22 protein-coding genes are annotated in these 18,448 nt (G+C 69.1%); 17 read left to right on the top strand and 5 right to left on the bottom strand.

Annotated features, from left to right (window positions below):
- Window positions 1-90 precede the first annotated feature (90 nt).
- The 3 genes from OO70_RS52195 to OO70_RS09110 form a co-directional block, all read right to left on the bottom strand.
- Complete coding sequence (locus tag OO70_RS52195; RefSeq protein WP_078651311.1) at window positions 91-264, bottom strand: CsbD family protein; 174 nt, start codon at window positions 262-264, stop codon at window positions 91-93.
- Between the two features lie 92 nt (window positions 265-356).
- Window positions 357-545, bottom strand: coding sequence for a hypothetical protein (locus OO70_RS09115; protein WP_043666579.1), 189 nt, complete (start codon window positions 543-545; stop codon window positions 357-359).
- 114 nt (window positions 546-659) lie between these two features.
- A complete protein-coding gene (locus OO70_RS09110) occupies window positions 660-869 on the bottom strand; it encodes a hypothetical protein (RefSeq protein ID WP_043666577.1) in 210 nt (69 codons plus the stop codon).
- Between the two features lie 377 nt (window positions 870-1,246).
- On the opposite strand from OO70_RS09110, the gene OO70_RS09105 reads away from it, so the two are divergent.
- The 3 genes from OO70_RS09105 to OO70_RS51770 all read left to right on the top strand — a co-directional run bounded on the left by OO70_RS09105 (window position 1,247) and on the right by OO70_RS51770 (window position 3,180).
- Entirely contained in the window at window positions 1,247-1,543 is a 297-nt protein-coding gene (locus OO70_RS09105) for a hypothetical protein (protein ID WP_234336792.1), read from the top strand.
- A gap of 66 nt (window positions 1,544-1,609) precedes the next feature.
- Window positions 1,610-2,014, top strand: coding sequence for a hypothetical protein (locus OO70_RS09100; RefSeq protein ID WP_051740942.1), 405 nt, complete (start codon window positions 1,610-1,612; stop codon window positions 2,012-2,014).
- Between the two features lie 350 nt (window positions 2,015-2,364).
- Window positions 2,365-3,180, top strand: a complete 816-nt coding sequence (locus tag OO70_RS51770; RefSeq protein ID WP_078651309.1) for a LuxR C-terminal-related transcriptional regulator — start codon at window positions 2,365-2,367, stop codon at window positions 3,178-3,180.
- A 3-nt stretch (window positions 3,181-3,183) separates the two neighbouring features.
- On the opposite strand, the gene OO70_RS09090 is transcribed toward OO70_RS51770, so the two are convergent.
- Both OO70_RS09090 and OO70_RS09085 read right to left on the bottom strand, forming a co-directional pair.
- The gene (locus tag OO70_RS09090) at window positions 3,184-4,227 is read right to left on the bottom strand and encodes a DMT family transporter (protein WP_234336791.1); all 1,044 of its coding nucleotides are present in this window, start codon (window positions 4,225-4,227) and stop codon (window positions 3,184-3,186) included.
- 206 nt (window positions 4,228-4,433) lie between these two features.
- Window positions 4,434-5,225 (bottom strand): sulfotransferase-like domain-containing protein, encoded by a 792-nt coding sequence (locus OO70_RS09085; RefSeq protein ID WP_051740936.1) that lies wholly within the window; start codon window positions 5,223-5,225, stop codon window positions 4,434-4,436.
- A gap of 345 nt (window positions 5,226-5,570) precedes the next feature.
- Here OO70_RS09085 and OO70_RS09080 point away from each other — a divergent pair, with 345 nt between their 5' ends.
- From OO70_RS09080 to OO70_RS09015, 14 genes are all read left to right on the top strand, one after another.
- Complete coding sequence (locus tag OO70_RS09080; protein ID WP_234336790.1) at window positions 5,571-6,185, top strand: hypothetical protein; 615 nt, start codon at window positions 5,571-5,573, stop codon at window positions 6,183-6,185.
- Window positions 6,175-7,212, top strand: coding sequence for a BtrH N-terminal domain-containing protein (locus tag OO70_RS09075; protein ID WP_043666574.1), 1,038 nt, complete (start codon window positions 6,175-6,177; stop codon window positions 7,210-7,212). Before OO70_RS09080 ends, OO70_RS09075 begins: the two co-directional genes overlap by 11 nt.
- Before the next feature lie 70 nt (window positions 7,213-7,282).
- Window positions 7,283-8,602, top strand: coding sequence for a DegT/DnrJ/EryC1/StrS family aminotransferase (locus OO70_RS09070; RefSeq protein ID WP_043666571.1), 1,320 nt, complete (start codon window positions 7,283-7,285; stop codon window positions 8,600-8,602).
- The gene (locus OO70_RS09065) at window positions 8,599-9,471 is read left to right on the top strand and encodes a transketolase (protein WP_078651308.1); all 873 of its coding nucleotides are present in this window, start codon (window positions 8,599-8,601) and stop codon (window positions 9,469-9,471) included. The genes OO70_RS09070 and OO70_RS09065 overlap by 4 nt, the downstream gene beginning before the upstream one ends.
- Window positions 9,468-10,457, top strand: coding sequence for a transketolase family protein (locus OO70_RS09060; protein WP_043666568.1), 990 nt, complete (start codon window positions 9,468-9,470; stop codon window positions 10,455-10,457). The genes OO70_RS09065 and OO70_RS09060 overlap by 4 nt, the downstream gene beginning before the upstream one ends.
- Complete coding sequence (locus tag OO70_RS09055; RefSeq protein ID WP_043666566.1) at window positions 10,454-10,630, top strand: lysine biosynthesis protein LysW; 177 nt, start codon at window positions 10,454-10,456, stop codon at window positions 10,628-10,630. The genes OO70_RS09060 and OO70_RS09055 overlap by 4 nt, the downstream gene beginning before the upstream one ends.
- Window positions 10,627-11,502: a lysine biosynthesis protein LysX gene (gene lysX, locus OO70_RS09050; RefSeq protein ID WP_199827287.1), complete on the top strand. Its 876-nt coding sequence runs from the start codon at window positions 10,627-10,629 to the stop codon at window positions 11,500-11,502. Before OO70_RS09055 ends, lysX begins: the two co-directional genes overlap by 4 nt.
- Window positions 11,499-12,524: an N-acetyl-gamma-glutamyl-phosphate reductase gene (gene argC, locus OO70_RS09045; RefSeq protein WP_043666563.1), complete on the top strand. Its 1,026-nt coding sequence runs from the start codon at window positions 11,499-11,501 to the stop codon at window positions 12,522-12,524. The genes lysX and argC overlap by 4 nt, the downstream gene beginning before the upstream one ends.
- 49 nt (window positions 12,525-12,573) lie before the next feature.
- Complete coding sequence (locus OO70_RS09040; protein WP_043666558.1) at window positions 12,574-13,449, top strand: [LysW]-aminoadipate kinase; 876 nt, start codon at window positions 12,574-12,576, stop codon at window positions 13,447-13,449.
- Window positions 13,449-14,588 carry a M20/M25/M40 family metallo-hydrolase gene (locus OO70_RS09035; protein ID WP_078651306.1) on the top strand — a complete coding sequence of 380 codons (1,140 nt, stop codon included), beginning with the start codon at window positions 13,449-13,451 and terminating at the stop codon, window positions 14,586-14,588. The genes OO70_RS09040 and OO70_RS09035 overlap by 1 nt, the downstream gene beginning before the upstream one ends.
- The gene (gene cysC / locus OO70_RS09030) at window positions 14,585-15,145 is read left to right on the top strand and encodes an adenylyl-sulfate kinase (protein ID WP_043666553.1); all 561 of its coding nucleotides are present in this window, start codon (window positions 14,585-14,587) and stop codon (window positions 15,143-15,145) included. The genes OO70_RS09035 and cysC overlap by 4 nt, the downstream gene beginning before the upstream one ends.
- Entirely contained in the window at window positions 15,142-16,110 is a 969-nt protein-coding gene (gene cysD / locus OO70_RS09025) for a sulfate adenylyltransferase subunit CysD (protein WP_051740929.1), read from the top strand. The genes cysC and cysD overlap by 4 nt, the downstream gene beginning before the upstream one ends.
- A 53-nt stretch (window positions 16,111-16,163) precedes the next feature.
- Window positions 16,164-17,471: a sulfate adenylyltransferase subunit 1 gene (locus OO70_RS09020; RefSeq protein WP_051740990.1), complete on the top strand. Its 1,308-nt coding sequence runs from the start codon at window positions 16,164-16,166 to the stop codon at window positions 17,469-17,471.
- 190 nt (window positions 17,472-17,661) lie between these two features.
- Window positions 17,662-18,447 (top strand): DUF899 family protein, encoded by a 786-nt coding sequence (locus OO70_RS09015; RefSeq protein WP_043666551.1) that lies wholly within the window; start codon window positions 17,662-17,664, stop codon window positions 18,445-18,447.
- The last annotated feature ends 1 nt before the right edge of the window (window position 18,448 follow it).

Genomic DNA, 18,448 nt, shown 5'->3' with positions numbered 1-18,448 from the left:
TGCAGGCACCGCCAATTCCCCTGAGCTGATTCCGCGTTGGCCTGCCGGGTGGCGTCCACGTGATCCGGGCGCCGCCCGGGGCGGTGCTGGTCAGTGCTTGAAGGCGTCCTTGGCCTTGTCGCCGGACTGCTTCAGGTTTCCGGAGATCTGGTCGGTCCTGCCGTGCCGCTGCAGTCGCCTGTTGCGGGTGGTCCGGCCGATGCGTTCGGTGACCCGGCCTTTGAACGCCTGGGTCTTGTGCTTGATCGTCTGTTTGACGCTCATGGCTGTCCTCTGCTTGTTCGCTGGATGGGCTCCCGCGCGTGATCGCCATAGGGGCCGCTCGTCCGGCGGGCGGGGGAACGGCCTGGTCTGGGCTACCCGCGACTGCGGCCGTACCGGCGGCCACGGCCCCGGCTTCGCCCGCCACCGCCGCGCCCGCGCCTCGCGAAGCCGAAGATCCAGACGATCAGGAGTACGGCGGCGACCCACCAAAGGGTCTGCATGGTGAAGCCGAATCCGAACACCACCAGGATCAGCAGAAAGAGAAGAATCCACAGGATCATTGCCGGACCTCCAGATCGCGGGAAGTTCCTGATTCCGCGGGGTCCGGGCGAAGCGGGGGAGGTGGAATGCCGCCGGACAATCCGGAGTGGCACAGCCCTACGCCGTGCTGTCAGTCAACGCCTGGCGACCTCCCGTGTCAACGGAGTGTCGACGCTGAGGAGCTCTGTGAGCTGGGAGGGGGCCGCTGGGACAAACGGAGCCTCGGCGGGAATGCCGACAGGCTCGGCCGGCGTCGGCAGGATGTGGTCCTCCCACCAGGACAGGCCCATCACGGTGGCGAGCAGGACGAAGGGGGTCGAGGCCGGAAGGATCAGGGCGTACATGTGTGCCGCCTGCGGTGGTATGCGTGCGAGGCGGCGGGCGCGAAAGGGTGCCCGCCTGGGGCGCATCGATGCCGTGCCGGGATCCGGTGGCGACGGCGGGTGGGGGAGCGGCCCGTGGGGGCGGGACGGTTCCGGCACTGATGCGCGAGGTGCGCCCACGAGGGAGCGCGAGAGGTGATCGACGCTGCCGGGGGCTCGGGCCGTACCAAGCACGGTAGTCCTCGCGGCACTCCCGGGACAGGTGTCAAGTGGCCATCTGTTCCCGGGTGGCCGACCGGCACCCGGGCGCTACCCGCAACTTCCGGGCAGAGCTACGCTGTTCGAACAGGCCCCAGCCCCCGGCAGTGCTGCCTTGCGCCGCTCCGGGGAGGCCCGCCGTGTTCGTCCTGCTTCTCATCGTCGCCCTGATCCTGTTCGGTTTCGGGTTCCTCAACCCCCTCTGGTGGCTGGCCGCGGCCGTGCTGGTCCTTCAGCGCCACCCGCTACGGCCGCGGTCCCGGGGGGAGGCTGGATCCGTGGCGACGGTTCCGATCCCGGGGAGCACCGGCATTGCCGGGACCGTCGGGATCGCCAGGTCCGCTGGGATCGTCGCGACAGCTGTCGGCACCGGGCGCGATCGAGGTGCGAGGACCGTCGGGACCGCGACGACGCGGATGACCGATGAAGTTGCCTGACATCCAAGGGGTCCGGGTCGGCTTCGGCCGAGCCGGACGCGCCGAAATCGTGGAGAGGCAGATGCCATGCGTCGCACAACCGCGGTTCCAAGGGGCTGGTGGGATCCGAAGTCCGAGACCTCGGTAGGGAATCCGGCCGGACAGGATGCCGTGGCGCTGCGTGCCGAGGTCGATCAGCCGGGGCTCGCGCCGGCCGCCGGTGCGGTCGTCGACCAGGCTTGCGGCATGGTGATGGTCCTGGTCCCGTGCCGCCGTGAGCCGGCCAGGAACCTGCTGGTGGATGTCTCGCGGCAGTGCGACACCGAGCTTCCGGAGGTGGCATCGGCTCTGGTCGCCACCTGGGAGGGCGAGCCGCTCCCAGGGCGGGTGCAGCGTGCGCTGCGGCACGCACTGCGGCGGCTCTACGCGGAGGACCGGGGGTGCGACTCGCGACCGACAGACGAGACGTCCGGCTCAAGGCCTGCCATGTGAGAACGCTGGTGAAGCAGGCTCCTTCGACCGCGGCGCAGCTGGTGAGAGGCAACTGGCTCGCCGCTGAACGGCTACGGAAAGGACGGCTACGTAGTGAGGAATGCGCTGCGAGGTACGCACCATGCTTCACATGACCACGCCCCGTGAAGATCAGCCTCTGTCGAGGGCTGTGACTGCGACAGGCGATGCGGCTCCTGCAGGTGGTGTCGCAGCACAGGCCATGAAACAGAGGGCTCGGCGACCCACCCTTCGGATGAGGCATCTGCCGACCCCGCACCTGACCCACCGGGTCCTCTTGACCGGAACTTTGAAGAGCGTGTAGCACGAAAATATGGGCAGTCGAGCCACTGATGCACACTCGCAGAAATATCTGTCGCGCATTTCTGGAACTCACGCAACCCGAAAAATCTCCTTCTGGTTATGCCAGCGAACTAAATCTTCCGCTCGTGTTCGCGGAGGCCCAGCAGCGAATGACGGCGGAAGAAGCGAAGATGATGATTCAGGTCCTGGTCTGCGACTCGGTCCCCGTCGTGCGGGACGGACTCAGGTCGGCTCTTGTCTCGGCGGCAGACATGGCCTGTGTTGCCGCGACCGGATGCGCCGTCGAAGGTCTCGCAGCCGCTCGACAACTCTGTCCCGATGTCGTGATAACCGATCTGAGTCTAAAAGGGATGGACGGTGTCACTTTCGTCCGAGAATTGGCCCTGAATGGAACAGAGGTAAACCCAGGGGTGGTCGTATTCGCAAACGATACGACCGATGTGGCCATAAGGGAATTATTACGGTTAGGAGTGTACGGCCTCCTTGAAAAGGAGGCCGGGCAGGAGCAACTTCTCGCCTCGATCAGAGCCGCAGCGCGGGGTGAGCTCATGCTCGCGCCGCATGTGATTCACCGGGTCGTCGAATGGCTCAAGGATGACGATTTCGATCAGAAACCGGAACCCGATCCCCAGGTCACCGCCCTCACCCAGCGCGAGCGGGAAATACTGCTGCTGGTGGGCGAGGGCCTGTCCGTCAAAGAAATGTCCGTCAAGCTTTTCATCGCCGCCACCACGGTTCGGACCCACATATTTCGACTGCGGCACAAACTCAATGTGCGGGATCGTGCGCAGATGGTCTCGTTCGCCCACACGTCGGGGCTGATGCGGCTGCCGACCGCCATGTGACGTTCACTGGACGCCGGCCGTGGGACCGCGTGCCTCGGCATCGGGCACCGTTGTGGCGGTGCCGACGGACGCCTCCTCCGGTGTCGCCTCCCCGGACGAGGTACCCGAGAGCTCGATCAGATACATCGCGGCCACGACGAGGCCGCCGCCGGCGATGGTGGACATGGTCAGGGACTCCCCGCCGAAGACCACCGCGGAGATACCGGCGAAGACGGGTTCCATGGTCAGCACCACGGCCGCCTGGGTGGGAGTCACGTGCGCCTGCGCCCAGGTCTGCACCATGTAGGCGAAGGCCGACGCCAGGACCGCGGTGATGAGTACCGCCGTCCACTCGCTCCTGCCTCCGGGGGACCGCAGTCCCGGGCCCTGGAAAAGGGCCCCCACGAAGCACATCGCGGAGACGGTGGCCATCTGGATCACCGTCAGCGCGTAGGGATCCCGGCCCGGGGACCAGCGACCGAGCGCCACGATGTGCAGGGCGAAGCAGACCGCGCACAGCAGGGTGAGCAGCGCGCCCGAGCCGAAGGCGACGCCGTTCAGGGTCATGAGCGCCAGGCCCGAGGCGGCGATCACCACCGCCACCCAGACCAGCGGGCGCAGCCGGGTCCGGAAAAGAAGGCACGTCAGGAGGGGGGTGAACACGACGAACAGGCCGGTCAGGAAGCCCGAGACGGCGGCCGACGTGGTCTGGAGCCCCATGGTCTGAGTGATGTACGCGAGGCCCAGCAGCAGACCGATGGCCGCTCCCCGCCCCGCGACTCCGCGATCCATTCGCCGAAGGGCCTGCGGCCGGAGGACGGCCATCAGCACCGCGGCGATCCCGAACCTCCACATCAGGAAATCGAACACGGGCAACCGTGCTGTCGCGTCCTTGACGACCACGAAAGTGGCCCCCCAGATCGCCGTGACGACCAACAGTCCGGCGATGGCCCCCATCTGCGACCGGTTCAGGCGGGTCCGGGCAGGCGAATCCGCCGACAGGTCCGGCGAGTTCGACAGGGGCGGCGAGTCCGGCGGATTCGGCCGGCTCGGTGGGTTCGCAGACAAGACGGTTCCTTCCGCTTGCGGATCCTCGCGGGGGCAGGACGGGAACCGGGTACAGGTCGGTGGGTCCGCGCGCGTCACGGGTTCCCAGCGGGGCGTGGATTACGCGTACCTTGCGCCTGTTCGTCCCGGGCTCGCGGTCACCGACGTGCCTCCCGCGTACCCGGCGAACTCCTCGGCGGCCGAGTGTCGCGCATGGCCGGGGGCGGTCAATCCGTCGGTGACCCGACCGCCGTGGTGCGGACGGGCAGGCAGTGGCGGAGCAACTCCTCGTAGTACGGCACCTGTTGGCGGTGGAGCTCGGCAAGCGGCGGGTGATTGTCCACGGTGAACTCGTACTGACGCGCCGCGCGCTCGAACCCCACGCTCTCACCGGCGTCCTTGTGCCACTCGGCCGCCTTGAGCCACTCCTCCCGTGTCCCGTTCGACCAGTTCAGCGTGCCGGGCAGGAAGGTGAGCCCGACTCGTGCGCAGTACGCCTCGACGGTTTCCGCGGGCCGGTCGAGCAGTCCGTCGGAGTCGATCACCACCGGAACGGTTCCGGTCGCGGCGCGGACCGCCTCGAACAATTCATACAGCCGCCGGAAGCCGATCTCATCGGCCGTGACATCGGGATTGAGTGCGTAGTGCGAGGCGATGACCTCGGCCGGCTTCCGGATGATGAACGTGTGCTGGACCTCCTTCAGAAAGCGCTGGTCCTCGAGTACGCCGGGGTAATAGAAGTCCGTAGTGTCCTTGAAAAAGACCCGCCACCCCGGCGAAAAATCGCGTATGGCCTCGATCAAGTCCTTTTCCGTCTCGATCCTGCGGTCCCCCACATCGGTCGATCCGAAGTCCGAGAGATGGGAGAAGGGTTCATGGAGTGTGACGACGTCGTCGCGCTCCATCATCATTCGCAGGAAGGCGGTGGAACGCGATCGTGGCGCACTCCAGAGTGCGATGACACGCCGTCCGCCGGCCTCGCTCGCCTCTAAATTCGTCGCGACATTCGTCTCGATCATTTTTCCTCCACGGTTTCCTGGGCAAATTGACGTTACCATCCGAGCCCCCGGCTCCGTCGTGACGGAGTACCGGATTCCCTCCGCTCCCGCAGCCAGGGTAATTACCGTGCTCACGGCCTGAACTGGGCTTCTTTCCCAACTACCGGCTCAACCTCCGTCCGGCGTCCCGGAATGTAACTGGTACACGTACACGGTCGTCAACGGTCCGTTGGTCCGGAGGTGGATTCCGTAGCGAAACCTGGAGGTGTCAAGTAATCACCTGGGAGGAAGACGCCCGGTGCCCCGACGCGATTGGATCGTAGCAGTGGAATTCCTTACCGTGAAGGACGTGAAAGGAGAGAGAATTTGACTGCGATACCCGGACCGCCCACCGAAGAGTCACCGTACGATCCCGTCGACCTGACGCCCTGTTTCAACAACACCGGTATATCCCCGGCCTCGGACACCGGGCGCGGATCATTCAACGTCTGGGGCAACTCGTTTCCCGCCGAATCCCTGCCCTCCGGCCGGGCACCGGTCACGGTCGACGGCGTCCCGTTCCGGTTCCCTCCGGTCGGCCGAGGCAATGACAATGTGCGCTGCGCCGGCCAGTTCGTCCCGGTGGAGACCGGGCGCTTCGACTGGCTGCATCTGCTCGCCGCGGCGGAGCGGCGCACCGAGGACACGATGGCCATGCACTTCGAGGACGGCACCGTCGACCCCGAATGGATACGCGTCTCCGACTTCTGGGCGGCACCCGCGCGGTTCGGTGAGACGAAGGCGTTCGAGACCCCGGTGATGCACTACCCGCATCACGTCCAGCAAGGCGTGAGCGCCCTGCTGTGGGCCCAGCGGGTCCCGGTGACGCGCAGAGCGGATCTCAAGGGCTTTCGCCTGCCGCGCAATGTCGCACTCCACATCTTCGCCGCCACCCTGCAACAGACGGCGGTCGTCGCATCGGAGCACAGCCATGCCCAGTGAACTCGCGCATCGACCCGCCATCGTGGCACCCCCGTTGTGGTACCGGGATCCGATCAGCTGTCTCCAGTCGACGTTCGGGACGGTCCTCGCGCAGCACGGCGAGAACCCGCTGTTCGTCCTCGGAGCCGGCTGGGAATTCCTGTACATCCCCGACGACGTCAGGCCGGAGGAGTTCTACTACCCGTGCCGGTACGACGGTGACCTCGGTCGCGCCCTGGCCCCCCACCACGCGCTCAACTCGTCCTGGTGGCGCCCCGCGGACCAGCGCGATCCCCTGCGCGAACTGCGGCGGGCGCTGTCCGAGCAGCGACTCGTCATCGCCGCCGTGGACAACTTCCACCTCCCCTTCCGGCCGGCGTTCGGCGATGTCCACGCCGCGCACCTGCTGGTCGTCCACGGGCTGGACGACGAGCTGGGCCTGATCCATGTGACCGACGCCATGCCGCCCGCCTTCCAAGGGCCCATTCCGGTCGAGGACTTCCTCCGTAGCTGGGGATCGGTCAATCCGCAGGACGAGCAGGACGCGTTCTTCAGCGAATCCCGGATCCAGCAGCGGTGCCTCTCGGTGACGGTGGACGCGCCCTACCCGGACCTGACCCGCGAACGGCTCGCCGGCTGGCTGCGGGCGAATCTGACGGGCTTCGAGCAGCCGGACACACCGGTCGGCTGGGGCGGCTCGGCCGGACTCGACCGCTACACCCGTGACCTTGTGTCCCGGGCACGGGCCGGAGAGACCGGTGCGCTGCAGAGCCTCTACACGTTCGGCTGGGGGATGCAGGCGCAGGCGGCGCTGCACGGCGAGTTGCTCCGGGACCGCGGGGCCGCCTGGAACTGCCCGGGGCTCGCGGAGGCGGGACGGGCGGTGGAAGGCGTGGCCCACGCGTGGACCGCGCTGCGGATGACCGGAGCACACGGATTCGGCGCCCCCGCCGAGGTCGCGGACGACCTGCGGTGGCACGCGGGAGTACTGCGCCGCCGCTACGCCGAGGCGCTCGCGTCCGTCGAACGGGCGGTGGGCGAGCTGTGACCGAACTCCCGGACGCCTCCCGGACCCCGCACCGGAAACTCGCGCTCACCGAACCATGAAGGAGGACCACATGAGCAAACTCGCAGTCCTCGGCGGAACCCCCGCCGTGCCACGGACGCGACGCGCCGTCGAGTGGCCGGTGATCCAGGACGAGGACCGCAAGGCCGTGCTCGACGCGCTCGACGGAGGGCGGCTGGTCTCCGACACCAACGGCGAAACGCCGGTGACCGTGCTGGAGCGCCGGTGGGCGGAGCGGTTCGGCCACGCCCACTGCGTGGCCGTCACCAACGGCACGGCGGCCCTGCAACTCGCCCTGGCCGCGCTGGGCGTAGGGCCGGGGACCGAGGTCATCGTGCCCGCGCTGAGTTTCATCGCGACGGGCCTGGCTCCGCTGCACAACATGGCGGTACCGGTCTTCGCCGACATCGATCCGGTCACCTTCAACCTCGACCCGAGGGACGTCGAACGGCGCATCACACCGAGGACGGCCGCGATCATCCCCGTCCATCTGCACGGCGCGCCGGCGGACATGGACGGGATCACCGACGTGGCCCGCCGCCACGGCCTGGCCGTGGTGGAGGACGCCGCCCAGGCCCCGGGCGCGACCTATCGGGGGCATCCCGTGGGCAGCATCGGCGACATGGGCGCGTTCAGCCTCCAGGTCACCAAGAACATCCCGACCTGCGGCGAGGGCGGTCTGCTGGTGACCGGCGATGCCGGTCTCGCCGAATCCGCCCGCAGGGGACGCCAGTTCGGCGAGGTGATCGAAAGCGGCAGGGACCGGGACTACGTCTCCCACCAACTCGGCTGGAACCACAAGATGAACGGCCTGCAGGCGGCCTTCGCCTGCGCGCAGCTCGACCGCTTCGACCGCTACGAGCAGGCCCGGCAGACGAACGTCACCCGCTTCCTTGCCCGCCTGGAAGGACTGCCCGGCCTCACCGTGCCCACGCCGCTGCCCGGCACCACCCATGTATGGCACATCCTCCGGTTCCGGTTCGACCCGGCCGCGGCCGGACTGCCCGGGATCACCGACACGGCTTTCCGGAAGGCACTGCGCCGCGCACTGCGGGCCGAGGGAGTTCCGATGTCCCAGTACCAACTGATGCCGCTGCCCGACCAGACCGTGTTCCGCGATCACCTCGGCTTCGGCCGCGACTACCCGTGGGCGGCTCTCGAGCCCTCGGCAGAGCCCGTACCGGAGCAGGTACCGGCGGATTCCCGGGCTGAGTATCCGGTTGCCCACGCGGTGATCCGTGATTCCCTCACCCTCCAGAAGCGGCACCTGAGCCCCACGAGCGGTGAGCTGCTGGATCGTTACGCGGAGGCCTTCGAGAAAGTGTGGGAGAACCTCGACACGGTCGCCACGCTCGCCGGGGCCCGATCATGACCGCCACGAGCCCGACCCCGGCCCGCCTCTCGGCCCTGCGCGCCACCGCCACGCGGGTGCGTGAACACGTCGCCGACATGTGCGCGGGCCCCGAAGGAGGGCATCTCGGCGGCTCGTACTCGGCCACCGAAGTACTGACCGCGCTCTACGGCGATGTCATGACCGTGGACCCGGCACGGCCGACAGCCCCTGAACGGGACCGTTTTGTGCTCAGCAAGGGCCATGCCGCGGTGGGCCTGTACGCGATCCTCGCGGAGAGCGGCTTCCTGCCCGTCGAGGAACTGCGTGAATACGGCCATCCCGGCAGCAGGCTGATGGGCCATCCGGTGAGGGCAGTCCCCGGAGTCGAGGCCGCGACCGGCTCACTCGGCCACGGACTCGCCCTGGGATGCGGTTTCGCCCTGGCCGCGCGCCTGGACGGCAGGAGTTCGAAGGCCTTCGTCCTCATGGGGGACGGCGAACTCCAGGAGGGTTCCGTATGGGAGGCCGCCATCGGCGCCGCCTCCCTGGGACTGGAGAACCTGGTCGCCGTGGTCGACCGCAACTCCCTCCAACTGACCGGCCCCACCAACGGAATCGCCGCCATGGAACCACTGGCGGAGCGGTGGCGGAGCTTCGGGTGGGCCGTGCGGGAGGCCGACGGACACGACGTCGGAGAACTCGTCCGGAACCTGGGCAGCACCCCGTGGGAGCCGGGCCGCCCCAGCCTCCTGATCGCGCACACCGTGAAGGGCAACGGCGTTCCGTTCCTGGCGGGCCAGGTCGCGAGCCACTACGTCACCCTCACCGAACGCAAACACACCCGGGTCAGAGCCGTACTGCGCGACGCGCCCGTGTCCCACAACACAGGGAAGGATGAAGTCCGTTGACCACAATCCCGGCCCCGGCGGCGACCCGCCACGCGTACCGCGACCGTCTGATGCGACTTCTTCAGCAGGACCCCCGGCTGATCTGCCTGGACACCGACACCGGCCTCTTCAGCCCGGACGACATCAGCGCCGCCGGCGACCAGTACGTCAATCTGGGGATCGCCGAACACAATCTGATGGGCATGGCGGCCGGGCTCGCGGCCTGCGGGCGGATGCCGTTCGTCAACACCATGGCCGCCTTCGCCAGTGCGCGGGCGCTGGAAGCCGTAGAACTCGACATCGCCTACCCGGCTCTGCCGGTACGCATCATGGCGACGCACGGCGGCCTGGCCGCCGGGCACCTGGGCCCCACTCACCACGCGCTGGCGGATCTGTCGGCGATGCGCACCCTGCCGACGATGACCGTGGTCGTACCGGCCGACGCCGCCGCCACCGAAGCCGTCGTCGAACAGAGCCTGGACCTGCCGGGCCCGTTGTACGTACGGCTGGGCCGCAAGGCCACGCCGGCGATCGACACCGACGAGCCCATGATCATCGGCCGGGCCCAACTGCTGCGCCGGGGAACGGACGTGGTGCTGGTCGGCTGCGGACCGTATCCCGTGGCGGCCTGCGTGGAGGCGGCGCAGCTGCTCTCCGAATGCGGAGTCTCCGCGACCGTGCTCAACATGCACACCCTGCGACCGCTCGACACCGAGACGCTCCTCGCGGCCACCGCACAGGTCTCCCTCGTGGTCACGGTGGAGGAGCACTGGCGCAGCGGCGGACTGGGCGGCGCGGTCTGCGAGGCCCTCTGCGAGGAGCAGCCGACCCGCGTGGTGCGGATCGCCATGCCGGAGAAGTTCGCGGACATCGCCGGCGGCCACGAATACCTGCTGGACCACTACGGCATCAGCGCCGCCCGAACGGCTGCCGCGGTCTGCGCGGCACTCGACACGGACGCGCCCCACACCCCATGGACCGACGAGAAAGAGAGGGAACTGTCATGACGACCGCGACCCAGACGTGCCCCGAATGCGACGGAGCACTGACGATCGACGACTCCGTCCGGATGAGCGAAGTGCTCGAATGTCCCGGCTGCCGCAGCGAGTTGGAAGTGGTGGCGACCGCCCCGCTGCTGCTCGCGCTGGCCCCCGAGGTCGAAGAGGACTGGGGCGAGTGACCTTGGGAAAGCCTTCCACGGCACCCCGGACCGCCCTGTTGGCCTCCAGGATCCGCTTCGAGGAGAAGCGGATCCTGGAGGCCCTGGAGCGCCGAGGAGTCCCGTGCACGCACATCGACACCCGGACCGTACGACACCACATGGAGGGGCCGCCGCCGGCCTGGGACCTGGTGCTCAACCGGGAGATCTCGGCGACCAAGGCCCTCTACGCGGCACTGACCTTCGAGGCGAGCGGCGTCACCGTCGTCAACTCCTCGGCCGCGATCGAGACTTGCGGTGACAAATGGCGGACGTCGCTCGCCCTTCACCGGGCCGGCATCCCCACGCCGCGCGCTTCCCTCGCCCTGACGACCGAGGCCGCCCAGCAGACGGCCGAGGAGATCGGGTACCCGGTCGTCATCAAGCCCCTGGTCGGTTCCTGGGGCAGGCGGGTGGCACTGCTGCCGGACGCCGAGGCGACCCGGACCGTACTGGAGCACTGCGACGCCATTCCCTCGCCGCAGGCACAGATCATCTATCTCCAGCGCTACGTGGACAAGCCCGGCCGCGACATCAGGGTGATCGTCGTGGGTGGGGTGCCGATCGGTGCCGTCTACCGGATGTCCGACGAATGGCGCACCAACGTGGCGAGGGGCAGCCGGACCGAGCCGTGCGCCCTCACCGACGACATCGCCGGCCTCGCCGTGGCCGCCGCCGCACAGACCGGGGCGGAGATCGCGGGCGTGGACCTGGCCGAGGACGTGGACGGCGCCCTGTACGTCCTGGAAGTGAACCACGGAGTCGAGTTCAAGGGCTTCCAAGAAGCCCTGGAGGGCCGGGTCGACGTCGCCGAGGAGATCGCCGACCGACTGGTCACGGAGGTGTGGAAGTGATCAGGACCGCGGTGTTCGGTGCCGCTGGCTACATCGGCGGCGAAGTGCTCAGGCTGCTCCTCGGCCACCCCGAGACAGAGGTGACCGCCGCGGTGTCGTCGCGCTTCCCCGGCAAGCGCGTCGACAGCGTCCATCCCAATCTGCGCTCGGCCACGGACCTCACGTTCTGCGACGCCGAGCAGGTGCCGGAGTGCGATGTCGTCCTCCTGGCGACACCGCACCGGTCGGCCATGGCCCTGGTACGGCAATGGGCGAGCCGTACGGAACTCCTGATCGACCTCTCGGGGGACTTCAGGCTCAAGGACGCCGACGCGTACAAGCACTACTACGGCGTCGCCCACGAAGCTCCGGAACTGCTGGACTCGTTCGTCCCCGGCATTCCGGAACTGCACCGCGACGAGCTGCGCACCGCACGGCTGATCAGTGTGCCCGGCTGCATGGCCACGGCCGGACTGCTCGCGCTGCGTCCGCCGGCCGCCTGCGGACTGATCGCCTCGCGGGTCCTGGTGGACGGGCGTACCGGATCCAGCGGCTCCGGAGCGACGGCCGGCGAGGGCAACCTGCACGCCGAACGCAGCGGCGCCATGCGCGTCTTTGCCCCCGTGGCCCACCGTCACGAGGCCGAGATCGCCCAGCACACCGGCCTCGACGTACGGATGACCGCGACCGGGGTCGAGGCGGTGCGCGGCGTCCAAGTCGTCTGCCACACCGAGCTGGCGCCGGGCGCCGACCACCGGGCGGTGCGCGCGGCCTACCGCGAGGCGTACGCGGACGAGCCGTTCATCCGCATGGTCGCCCACAAGCGGGGCGTCTACCGCTATCCGGAACCCAAGATCCTGCTCGGTTCCAACTTCTGCGACATCGGCCACGCCGCCGACGAGGGCTCCGACCGCCTGGTCGTCATCGCCGCCCTGGACAACCTCGTGAAGGGCGGCGCGGGCAACGCGGTGCAGTGCCTCAACGTCCGCATGGGGTGGCCCGAGTCGTACGGACTCTCGTTCCCGGGGCTGCATCCGATGTAGGGCCCACCCGAACATCCCCGAACACGAACTGACATGACTGGAGGCCGGGTTGAACGCGAACCAAGTACTCGTCGTCAAATGCGGCGGCAACCACGACGTCAACGCGACCGAGATCTGCGCCGATATCGCGGACCTGACCCAGGACGGCCATCAGGTCGTCGTGGTGCACGGCGGATCCGCCGACATCGACAGCCTGGCGCAACGCCTGGACGTCCCGCAGCGCCGGATGGTCTCGCCCGACGGCGTATCGGCCCGCTACACCGACGAGGCGACCATGGAGGTGGTGACGCTGGCCCTGGCCGGGGCCGTGAAGCCGAGGCTGGTGGCCGAACTGCAGCGCAGAGGTGTGCCGGCCGTCGGCATGACCGGGATGGACGCCGGGATGCTGCAGGCGAGCCGCAAGACCGCGCATCGCGCACTGATCGACGGACGCACGGTGGTCGTGCGCGACGACCACAGCGGGCGGATCGGCGAGGTCCGCAGCGAACTTCTCACCACGCTGCTGTCCGAGGGATACGTTCCCGTGATCTCGCCGCCGGCGGCGGACGAGCACGGGTTCCCGGTCAACGCGGACGCGGACCGCGCCGCGGCGGCGCTGGCCACGTCCCTGAACGCGGACCGGCTGGTGCTCCTCACCGGAGCTCCGGGCGTACTGACCGACGCGGACGACGAAGACAGCGTGCTGGACGAGTACGAGGTGTCCGGGACTGCCGCCCCGGGGGAGTTCGCCCGTGGCGGCATGGCGCTCAAGCTCGTCGCCGCGCGCGAAGCCCTCCAGGGCGGGGTCCCGCAGGTGACCGTCTCCGACGGCCGCCACGAGAACGCGGTCACCGACGTCCTGCACGGAGCGGGCACACAGATCGTGCTGACGCCCGGTCAGGAACAGGCTCCGGACCGGAACCCCGAGCAGAACAGGAGCAGTTGATGGGCACCGCGACCGTCCTGCCAGAGGATCTGGGACGAGCCCTCACGGGCGTGGACCCGGTCTCGGCGACGAACATGCTGGAAGCCATGGTGGCGATCCCTTCGCCGTCGGGGGAGGAGAGCCGGCTGGCCGAACATCTCGTCGTCGTCATGCGGGGACTGGGCCTGGCCACCCGGATCGACGAGGCCGGAAACGTGATCGGCGAGACGCCTGATCGCCCCGGCCCGAAGATCATGCTCCTCGGTCACATGGACACGGTCCCCGGCCAGTTGCCGGTGCGGTGTTCGGACGGCCGTATCCACGGACGCGGCTCGGTGGACGCCAAGGGCCCGCTCGCGGCCATGGTGCAGGCCGTCGCGGCGAACCCCGACTTCCCCGGCCGGTTGACGGTCGTGGGGGTGGTCGAGGAGGAAACCCCCCGATCCCGCGGCGCGGTACACGTCGGACGCACACTCGCCCGGCCGGACGCGCTGGTGGTGGGCGAACCGAGCGGATGGTCGGGAGTGGTCCTCGGGTACAAGGGGAAACTCGACCTCTCCTACCGGGTCACCTGTCCCGCCACCCATCCGAGCAACCCCGTGGAGAAGGCGACGGAATCGGCTGCCGCGTTCTGGCACGACGCCCTCGAACTGCTCGGCCCGGACCAGGGCCACGGTTCGTTCGGAACCCCCGGCGCGACCCTGGTCGCGATGCGGGGCGACGCGACGGACGCCGAACTCGAGATCAGCGTCCGCACCCCGGTCGGCTTCGACCAGGACGGATTCGTCACCGACCTCAGGAACCGCGCCCACGGCGGCACGGTCGATGTCCTCAACGGGGTCGCCGCGGTGCGCGTGGAACGCCGCAGTCCCGTGGTCCATGCCCTGTCCGCGGGGATCAGGCGAGTCGGAGGCGTTCCGCGTCCGACGGTCAAGACCGCCACCTCCGACATGAACACGCTCGCGGAGTTCTGGGACATACCGATGGCCACCTACGGCCCGGGGGACAGCGCGCTGGACCACTCGGACGAGGAGCACATCCTGACCGACGACTACCTGCGCGGCATCGCCGTCCTCTCGGCCGCGCTGCGCGAACTGACCACGCTGCCGGTGAGTACGGATCGAGCGGCATCCGAGCCCGCGGTGAGGAGCCCGGCATGACATCCCACTCGTTCTGCACGTGCCGGCCCGGCGCGACCGTATGGCTGACCGGCCTGCCGAGCGCGGGCAAGACCACCATCGCCCACGGGGTCGCCGAGCGGCTACGACATCACGGACGACGCGTGGAGGTCCTCGACGGCGACGAGATCCGGCGATTCCTCTCCGCCGGGCTGGGCTTCAGCCGTGCGGACCGGGACACCAACGTCCAGCGGATCGGCATGGTCGCGGAGGTGCTGGCACGCAACGGCACAGCCGTCCTGGTACCGGTGATCGCGCCGTACGCGGACAGCCGGGACATGGTCCGCGAACGGCACGCGAAGTCCGCGACGCCCTATCTGGAGGTGCATGTCGCGACACCGCTCGATGTCTGCTCGGTGCGGGACGTGAAGGGCCTGTACGCGCGGCAGGCCGCGGGCGCGATATCCGGGCTCACCGGTGTCGACGACCCGTACGAGGTGCCGAAGACGCCGGATCTGCGGCTGGGCACCCGTGCCGAAGGCGTCCCGGAGTCCGTCGACGCCCTGTACACGCTGCTTGTGGAAAGGGAGTTGGCATGACGGTCGTCCACCACCGGTCAGCAGGGGGTTCCACCGGGAGTTCCGCCGGGAGGCCGGCGAATCCCCACCCTTACGCACTGTCGCATCTGGAGACGTTGGAGTCGGAGGCGGTGCACATCTTCCGTGAGGTGGCGGGCGAGTTCGAGCGGCCGGTGATCCTCTTCTCCGGCGGCAAGGACTCCATCGTCATGCTGCACCTGGCACTGAAGGCGTTCGCCCCGGCGGCGGTGCCCTTCTCGCTGGTGCACGTGGACACCGGGCACAACTTCCCCGAGGTGCTCGCCTACCGGGACCGGACGGCGGCCGGGCACGGGCTGCGGCTGCACATCGCCTCGGTGCAGGAGTACATCGACGACGGACGGCTGCGCGAACGTCCCGACGGCACCCGCAACCCGCTCCAGACCGTGCCGCTGCTGGACGCGATCGCCGAGGGCAGGCACGACGCGGTGTTCGGGGGCGGCCGCAGGGACGAGGAGAAGGCGCGCGCCAAGGAGCGGGTCTTCTCGCTGCGGGACGAGTTCGGGGCGTGGGACCCGCGCCGCCAGCGCCCGGAACTGTGGGCGTTGTACAACGGCCGGCACGCGCCCGGCGAGCACGTCCGCGTCTTCCCGCTCTCCAACTGGACCGAGCTGGACGTGTGGCAGTACATCGCCCGCGAGGGCATCGAGCTGCCGCAGATCTACTTCGCCCACAAGCGTGACGTCTTCGCCCGGGACGGTATGTGGCTCGCACCCGGCGCATGGGGCGGCCCGAAGGACGACGAGACCACCGAACGCCGCCGGATCCGCTACCGCACGGTCGGCGACATGTCCTGCACCGGCGCGGTGGACTCGGACGCCGGCACGGTCGAGCAGGTCATCACCGAGATCACCACGTCCCGGATCACCGAGCGGGGCGCCACCCGCGCCGACGACAAACTGTCCGAGGCCGCGATGGAGGACCGCAAACGCGAGGGGTACTTCTAATGACCACGGATACAGACACTGACACCGGCACCGATACGGACAGGGACACGGGCATGAGCAGCGGTGCCGAACGGCTCCCGACCACCACCGCCCTGCTGCGCTTCGCGACCGCCGGTTCCGTGGACGACGGCAAGTCCACCCTGGTCGGACGGCTGCTGTACGACTCCAAGTCGGTCCTCGCCGACCAGTTGGAAGCCGTCGAGGCGGCCTCCGTGCGGCGCGGCCAGGAGACTCCGGACCTGGCGCTGCTCACCGACGGTCTGCGCGCGGAGCGGGATCAGGGCATCACCATCGACGTCGCCTACCGCTACTTCGCCACCACCCGGCGGAGGTTCATCCTCGCCGACACACCCGGACATGTGCAGTACACCCGCAACATGGTGACGGGTGCCTCCACGGCCGAGTTGGCCGTGGTCCTGGTCGACGCCCGCAACGGCGTCGTCGAACAGACCCGCCGCCACGCGGCGCTGGCCGCCCTGCTGCGGGTTCCGCACGTGGTGCTGGCCGTCAACAAGATGGATCTGGTCGACTACGCCGAACCGTCCTTCACCGCTATCGCCGAGGAGTTCACTGCGTACGCTGCCTCGCTCGGCGTACGCGACATCACCGCGATACCGATCTCGGCACTCGCCGGGGACAACGTGGTGACCCCTTCCGCGCACATGGACTGGTACAGCGGCCCGACGATCCTGGAACACCTGGAGACCGTGCCGGTCGGCGACGACCCGACCACCGCCCCGGCCCGTCTTCCCGTCCAGTACGTCATCCGGCCCCGGACCGCCGAGCACCTCGACTACCGGGGCTACGCGGGCCGGATCGCGTCAGGCGTACTGCGGGTCGGCGACGGGGTCACCGTCCAACCGTCGGGCCTGACCAGCACCATCACCGGGATCGACGCGCTCGGTGAGAGCGTGACCACGGCCTGGGCCCCGCAGTCGGTGACCGTGCTGCTCGCCGACGACCTCGACGTCTCGCGGGGCGACGTCATCGCGCCGACCCTCGACGCCCCCACGATCACCCAGGACGTCGAGGGCACCGTCTGCCACCTCCACGAGCGGCCGTTGACGGTCGGCGCCCGGGTGTTGCTCAAGCACGGCACCCGCACGGTGAACGCGATCGTCAGGCAACTGCCTCACAAAGTCGACCTCACACAGGGCCTGACCCGCCAGGACCACCCCCACGAACTTGCCGTCAACGACATCGGCACGGTCGTCCTGCGAACTTCCCAGCCCCTGCCGCTGGATGCCTACGCCGACTCCCGGCTCACCGGTTCCTTCATCCTCATCGACCCGGCCGGCGGCACCACCCTCACCGCCGGCATGTGCCATGACACGACGGCCCGCTCGAGGACGAGCGCCTGAGCGAAGCCGACCGAGCCGACGTCGGCGAACTCCCGCTGCCGGGACCGTATTTCCTGTCGCGTGCCGTGCCGTTGAGCGGAACGGCGGAACACGGCACGCATCGCCGCGATGAGTTCTGGCCGCGGCGCCAGTCTGTTGTGTGGTGACCGTCGTACGACGCCGCCCGGAACGAGACACCACGGAGGACCCCATGACGACCACACCCGGCAACGCGAGCAGTGACAGCCCCGGCAAGCGACCGGCCGTAGACCTGGCCACCTGGGAGGCGGAGCGCGCGGAACTGCTGTTGCGGGAGAAGGCGCACACCCGTGAGGGCGACGCGATCGCCGCGGCCCGGCGTCGGCTGCCCATGGTCGAGCTCGACGGGAAGGTGGAGGTGACCGGCGCCGACGGGCCGGTCCCGTTCCTGGACCTGTTCCAGGGGCGCGACGAACTTGTGGTCTACCAGCACATGTGGCACGACGGCGCGCCGCACCAGGGACAGTGCGAGGGCTGCACCACCACGGCCTGGCACCTGCAGGACGCCGTCTACCTCAACGCCCGGGGCGTCTCGTACGCCGTCCTGACCACGGGCCCGTGGAGCGAGGTGGCTCCCTACGTCGAGTTCATGGGCTACACCCAGCCCTGGTACTCGGTGCGGGGCGTGGACGCGCCGATCGGCGGCGGAATGGGGCACATCGTCTCCTTCCTGCGCGACGGCGACCGTCTGTTCCTCACCTACTCCACGACGGGCCGCGGCAACGAAGTGGTCAACGGCTCCCTCGGCCTGCTCGACATGACGCCCTACGGCCGCAGCGAGGCGTGGGAGGACAACCCCGAGGGGTACCTGCCCGAGAGCCGCCCGGCCTGCTGGTACTGGCGCTCGGACGCCGACGGCGCCCCCACCTGGGGTCCGACCAGCCGCCCCGTCCCGCAGTGGACCCGCCCCGGCGCCACCCCCGTGGAGACCCTGGGCCGGCACGGCCACCACCACTGAC

Source organism: Streptomyces xylophagus (assembly GCF_000716435.1).
GTDB classification, from domain to species: Bacteria; Actinomycetota; Actinomycetes; order Streptomycetales; family Streptomycetaceae; genus Streptomyces; species Streptomyces xylophagus.
This window is presented reverse-complemented; position numbering and strand designations above follow the sequence as displayed.

What these genes read in the sequence shown, in the direction of transcription:
- OO70_RS52195 (WP_078651311.1), bottom strand. Translation starts at nt 264, where the DNA reads ATGAGCGTCAAACAGACGATCAAGCACAAGACCCAGGCGTTCAAAGGC.
- OO70_RS09115 (WP_043666579.1), bottom strand. Translation starts at nt 545, where the DNA reads ATGATCCTGTGGATTCTTCTCTTTCTGCTGATCCTGGTGGTGTTCGGA.
- OO70_RS09110 (WP_043666577.1), bottom strand. Translation starts at nt 869, where the DNA reads ATGTACGCCCTGATCCTTCCGGCCTCGACCCCCTTCGTCCTGCTCGCC.
- OO70_RS09100 (WP_051740942.1), top strand. Translation starts at nt 1,610, where the DNA reads ATGCGTCGCACAACCGCGGTTCCAAGGGGCTGGTGGGATCCGAAGTCC.
- OO70_RS51770 (WP_078651309.1), top strand. Translation starts at nt 2,365, where the DNA reads ATGCACACTCGCAGAAATATCTGTCGCGCATTTCTGGAACTCACGCAA.
- OO70_RS09085 (WP_051740936.1), bottom strand. Translation starts at nt 5,225, where the DNA reads ATGATCGAGACGAATGTCGCGACGAATTTAGAGGCGAGCGAGGCCGGC.
- OO70_RS09075 (WP_043666574.1), top strand. Translation starts at nt 6,175, where the DNA reads ATGCCCAGTGAACTCGCGCATCGACCCGCCATCGTGGCACCCCCGTTG.
- OO70_RS09070 (WP_043666571.1), top strand. Translation starts at nt 7,283, where the DNA reads ATGAGCAAACTCGCAGTCCTCGGCGGAACCCCCGCCGTGCCACGGACG.
- OO70_RS09065 (WP_078651308.1), top strand. Translation starts at nt 8,599, where the DNA reads ATGACCGCCACGAGCCCGACCCCGGCCCGCCTCTCGGCCCTGCGCGCC.
- OO70_RS09055 (WP_043666566.1), top strand. Translation starts at nt 10,454, where the DNA reads ATGACGACCGCGACCCAGACGTGCCCCGAATGCGACGGAGCACTGACG.
- OO70_RS09035 (WP_078651306.1), top strand. Translation starts at nt 13,449, where the DNA reads ATGGGCACCGCGACCGTCCTGCCAGAGGATCTGGGACGAGCCCTCACG.
- cysC (WP_043666553.1), top strand. Translation starts at nt 14,585, where the DNA reads ATGACATCCCACTCGTTCTGCACGTGCCGGCCCGGCGCGACCGTATGG.
- cysD (WP_051740929.1), top strand. Translation starts at nt 15,142, where the DNA reads ATGACGGTCGTCCACCACCGGTCAGCAGGGGGTTCCACCGGGAGTTCC.
- OO70_RS09020 (WP_051740990.1), top strand. Translation starts at nt 16,164, where the DNA reads ATGAGCAGCGGTGCCGAACGGCTCCCGACCACCACCGCCCTGCTGCGC.
- OO70_RS09015 (WP_043666551.1), top strand. Translation starts at nt 17,662, where the DNA reads ATGACGACCACACCCGGCAACGCGAGCAGTGACAGCCCCGGCAAGCGA.